At 70.9% G+C, this 4,735-nt stretch carries 4 protein-coding genes; 2 read left to right on the top strand and 2 right to left on the bottom strand.

What is annotated here, in order from left to right:
* Window positions 1–158: 158 nt before the first annotated feature.
* Window positions 159–1,493 (top strand): C1 family peptidase, encoded by a 1,335-nt coding sequence (locus WMI84_RS16940; RefSeq protein WP_347354951.1) that lies wholly within the window; start codon window positions 159–161, stop codon window positions 1,491–1,493.
* Window positions 1,494–1,861: 368 nt separating this feature from the next.
* The gene (locus WMI84_RS16935) at window positions 1,862–2,968 is read left to right on the top strand and encodes a 5-methyltetrahydropteroyltriglutamate--homocysteine S-methyltransferase (protein ID WP_347354950.1); all 1,107 of its coding nucleotides are present in this window, start codon (window positions 1,862–1,864) and stop codon (window positions 2,966–2,968) included.
* Between the two features lie 60 nt (window positions 2,969–3,028).
* Here the strand turns inward: WMI84_RS16935 and WMI84_RS16930 are convergent, their stop codons facing one another.
* Together WMI84_RS16930 and WMI84_RS16925 are read right to left on the bottom strand one after the other, a co-directional pair.
* Window positions 3,029–3,679: a M23 family metallopeptidase gene (locus WMI84_RS16930; protein WP_347354949.1), complete on the bottom strand. Its 651-nt coding sequence runs from the start codon at window positions 3,677–3,679 to the stop codon at window positions 3,029–3,031.
* A complete protein-coding gene (locus WMI84_RS16925) occupies window positions 3,676–4,350 on the bottom strand; it encodes an HAD-IA family hydrolase (RefSeq protein ID WP_347354948.1) in 675 nt (224 codons plus the stop codon). Before WMI84_RS16925 ends, WMI84_RS16930 begins: the two co-directional genes overlap by 4 nt.
* Window positions 4,351–4,735 lie beyond the last annotated feature (385 nt).

The following is a 4,735-nucleotide window of genomic DNA, read 5'->3' as shown; positions in this document are numbered from 1 at the left end:
GCACTCTCGATCAGGGGAGGTGCACTCTCGATCAGCGGAAGCGCACTCTCGATCAGGGGAGGTGCAGCCGGTCGGCGGGAGCAGCGCGCAGCGGGTATGGCGCGCGTGTCAGCCCAGCGGCATACGATCACGAGACCGACCCCTCGAAGGAAGCACCCATGTCCCGTGACCTCGCCCCCGACCTCGTCGAACGCCTCGCCAAGGCGTTCGACGCAGACCCCACCGCGCGCCTGCTGCAGAACGCGGTGACGACGACCTCGATCGACGAGGTAGCCCTCGACCGGCGGGTCGTGACGAGCATCGACCACTCCGTGTCGAACCTGCTCGACGACTGGGCGGCCACCTCACAGGAGAAGAGCGGTCGCTGCTGGCTCTTCGCGGGCACCAACCTGCTGCGGGCCGGTGCCCGCAAGAAGCTCGGGGTCAAGGACTTCGAGTTCTCGCAGAACCACCTGCTGTTCTGGGACAAGCTCGAGAAGGCTAACTACTGGCTCGAGTCGGTCATCGCCACGGCCGACCGCGAAGCCGACGACCGCACCGTCGCCCACCTGCTCGCGCACCCGGCCGAGGACGGCGGCCAGTGGAACATGTTCGCCGCGCTGGTCCGCAAGCACGGCCTCGTGCCGAAGGTCGCGATGCCGGAGACGAAGAGCTCCGGCAACACGCACCAGATGAACCGCGACATCGCCACGATCCTGCGCCAGGCGGCCCGTGACCTGCGCTCCCGAGCCGCCGCGGGCGCTGCCGCCGAGACCCTCGATGCCGCCAGGGAGTCGGTGCTCGCCACGGTCCACCGGCTGCTGTGCATCCACCTGGGCACTCCGCCGGACTCCTTCGTGTGGCAGTGGAAGGACTCGGACGGCGGCTTCCACCGGGACGGCGTCATGACGCCGCTCGAGTTCGCCGACGCCTATGTCACCGTCCCGCTGCAGGAGTATGTCTGCCTGGTCAACGACCCGCGGCCGACCAGTCCCTACGGCCGCACCTTCACCGTCGAGCATCTGGGCAACGTCGTCGGCGCGCCACCGGTGACCTACCTCAACGTCGAGGTCGACCTCATGAAGACCCTCGCGAGCGAGACCATCGTCGGCGGTGAGCCGGTGTGGTTCGGCTGCGACACCGGCCAGATGTCCAACTCCGCACTCGGCCTGTGGGACGCCGGTCTCTACGACCGCGCCATGGTCTACGCGAGCGAGCCGACCCTGACGAAGGCCGACCGCCTGTTGCTCCACGAGTCCTGCATGACCCACGCGATGCTGTTCACCGGCGTCGACCTGCTCGACGGCGCGCCGCGGCGGTGGCGGGTGGAGAACAGCTGGGGCACCGAGAAGGGCGACAAGGGCTTCATGACCATGAACGACGGCTGGTTCGCCGAGTACGTCTTCGAGGTCGCCGTCCGCCGTGACCGGCTTTCCGCGGAGCTGCAGGCGGCGCTGGACCAGGCGCCGATCGTGCTGCCGGCCTGGGACCCGATGGGGGCCCTGGCCGGCTGACCCGCGCGGCGCCTCAGTGCCTCGACTGGTAGGTCAGGTGTGCGCTCGTCGGCGTCGGCGGATGCTCGCCGGCCGACCCCTGCCGGCTGCTCGGTCGGAACCAGGTGCACAGTCGGGTGCGGAGTGGTTGCTTGGGGGCGCGGTGCCTTCCTGGCATGGCTGTCATCTCTCTCGGTCGGATGGACACCGAGCTGTGCCGGGAAGCGCTGTGCGTCCCCCCGGCGCCGGCGTTCGTCCATATGACGTCGCACCGCCCGTTTCATGACGCGATTTCGCCGCTGCCGGTCCCACCCGGCGGCGTGGGGAGCCTCTGGGGCGGACATGATTGGAGGAGCCGGGAGCGACCGTCACCCACCGAAGGAGACACGATGAGCGCCATCAACCCGCCGTTCCGGGCCGACCACGTCGGCAGCCTGCTGCGGCCTCCGGCGATCCACGAGGCTCGGGCCCGGGTCGCGGCCGGTGAGCTCGACGCGGCGGGCCTGCGGGCGGTCGAGGACGCCGAGATCGCCTCTGCCGTGAGGAAGCTCGAGGCGACCGGCATGCAGAGCGTCACCGACGGAGAGTTCCGGCGGGCCTTCTTCCACCTCGACTTCCTCCAGCAGGTCGAGGGCGTCGCGGTCACCGGCAACATCGCCGCCAGCTCCGACTCGGCCACCACCGTGCACATGACCCCGCCGAAGCTCTCGGTCCGCGGACCGCTGCGGCGCGTACGCGACATCCAGGTGGACGACTACCGCTACCTCGCGTCGGTCACCACGCGCACCCCCAAGGTATCGATCCCCTCGCCGACGATGGTGCACTTCCGGGGTGGCCGCGCCGGCGTCGACATCGACGCCTACCCCGACCTCGGGGAGTTCTTCGCCGACCTCGCCGCGGTCTACCGGGCCGAGATCGACGCGCTGTATGCGGCAGGGTGCCGCTACCTCCAGCTCGACGACACCAACCTCGCCTACCTCTGCGACCCCGAGATGCGGGCCGGTGCGATCGAGCGCGGGGACGACCCGGACGCCCTCCCGCACGCCTACGCGGAACTGATCAACGCGACGATCTCCGGGCGGCCCGACGACCTCACCGTGGCGGTCCACCTGTGCCGCGGCAACTATCGGAGCACGTACTTCGCCTCGGGCGGCTACGAGCCGGTCGCCGAGGTCCTGTTCAACGAGCTCGACGTCGACGCCTACTTCCTCGAGTACGACGACGAGCGCTCGGGCGACTTCGCCCCGCTGCGCCACGTGCCCGCCGACCGGACCGTCGTGCTCGGGGTGGTCACGAGCAAGCGGCCCGAGCTCGAGAGCTACGAAACCGTGGCCGCGCGGTTCGAGGACGCGTCCCGCTACCTGCCGATGGACCAGCTGTGCCTCAGCCCGCAGTGCGGGTTCGCCAGCACGGTCGAGGGCAACCGGCTCACCGAGGACGAGCAATGGGCCAAGCTCGAGCGGGTGGTGCAGATCGCCGGGCGCCTTTGGCAGTGAGGCGGGTTCGCGGCTATGTTGCCTCCCGGCGTGGGTGCCTTCCGGGTTCGGGTATGCCGCTCAGCCGGCCGGTCCGCCGCTCCCTGGGGCTGCTTCGGGCGCGGTGACGACCTGGCCGTTGCGCGGCAACCCGGTGGGAAACCTGATCGGGAGGGCCGTCGCGCTCTCGGGGTCGAGCCGGTCCATCGCCTGGACGTGCACGTGCGGCTGCGTGCTGTTGCCCGAGTTGCCGCACTGCCCGACCTTCGATCCTGCGAGCACGTCCTGGCCGACCGCGACGCTGACGCTGCCGGCCCGCAGGTGGCACAGGGCCACCAGCACGCCCGGCCCGATCTCGATCACGACGTGGTTGCCGGCGAGGGCGGCCCAGCCGCGTGCCGCCCGGCGGCCCTGTGTCAGCGCGTAGCCCACGGACGGGAAGCCTCGGACGGCGTGATGATCGGGCTCCCCGTCATGGGTGGCGATCACGACCCCCGGGCCGGGAGCCAGGATCGGTCTTCCGAAGCCGGTGAAGCGCTCCGGGGGCTCCGCGCGAAGCAGTGACGTGAGCGTGAACGGTGCCGAGCGTCCGGCCGGGTCCACCGGGACGAAGTCGATCGCATGGCTCGTGGCGAAACGGCGGGTGCCGTGGCTCGGCACCCGGTCGGCAGGACTGTTCTGCACCAGCCAGGTGCCGGTGAACGGGAAGGCGAGCTCGACGACCTCGGTCACGGGACGCTCTCACCGCCACGCGCCGTCCGGGCGATGCTGAACGTTAGACCGCTCGTGGTGCACTCGATCCGGCACGTCGTGAGATCGGGGACGACGGCATCGGCCATCTCCAGCGCGGACGGGTCGTGCGAGGTGGCGACGGCGAGCACCGGGGCGCCCGCTGCTTGTCCGGCCGCGATGCCCGCCGGTGCGTCCTCGACCACCAGGCAGCGCCGGACGTCCTTGCCCAGCGCGGCAGCCGCCGCGCGGTAGCCCTCCGGGTCGGGCTTGCCCCGGGTCACGTCCTCGGCGGCGACGAGCACCGCGGGAACGGGCAGGCCGGCGACGCCGAGCCGGGCGCGCATCAGGGCCCGTGACCCGGACGTCACGGCGGCCCACCGGTCGGTCGGCAGGCCGGCCAGCAGGGCTCGGGCACCCGGCAGCGCGACCACCTCGGCCAGGTCGTCCAGCTCGAGTCGTTCGAGCTCCGCGACTGCCGTGGGTCGCTGCTGCTCCGGGAGGAGCAGGGCGATGGTGTCCTCGTTGCGTCGGCCGTGGCAGATGCGCAGGATCTCGCGCACGTCGAGGTTGTGTGCGTCGGCCCACGTACCCCAGATCCGTTCGACCGCGGCGGTCGAGTCCACCAGGGTCCCGTCGATGTCGAACAGGATCGCGTCCATCTCGAAGCGCATGGCTGAGAGGGTATGCCGCTCCCGGGGGCCGTCCTAGTTGGCCGGCGCAACCGCCCTCGTAGCGATGCTGCTGGCCTTCGCCGCGTTCGAGCTCGAACCCGGCTCGTTCGAGGGTCTTCTGTGAGGCGATGTTGCACTGGTCGGTCTCTGGGACGACAGATGCAGGTCCGTGGTCCGCGGCCAGTCTGACCAGGGCGACGAGAGCCTCGGCGGCGTACCCCGTGCCGCGGGCCGAACGGGCGAGCCCATAGCCGACTTCGACGACGCCATCCTCTGGCTGCCCTTTGAAGCCGATGCCCCCGATCGCCCGACCGTCCGCATCCCGGCGGTCACTATCCGGCCGTGGCGGGGTAGGTGGTGCTCGGGCCGGGTCGGGTCGGTCACT

This window comes from Intrasporangium sp., assembly GCF_039812505.1.
Classification (GTDB): Bacteria; Actinomycetota; Actinomycetes; order Actinomycetales; family Dermatophilaceae; genus Intrasporangium_A.
This window is presented reverse-complemented; position numbering and strand designations above follow the sequence as displayed.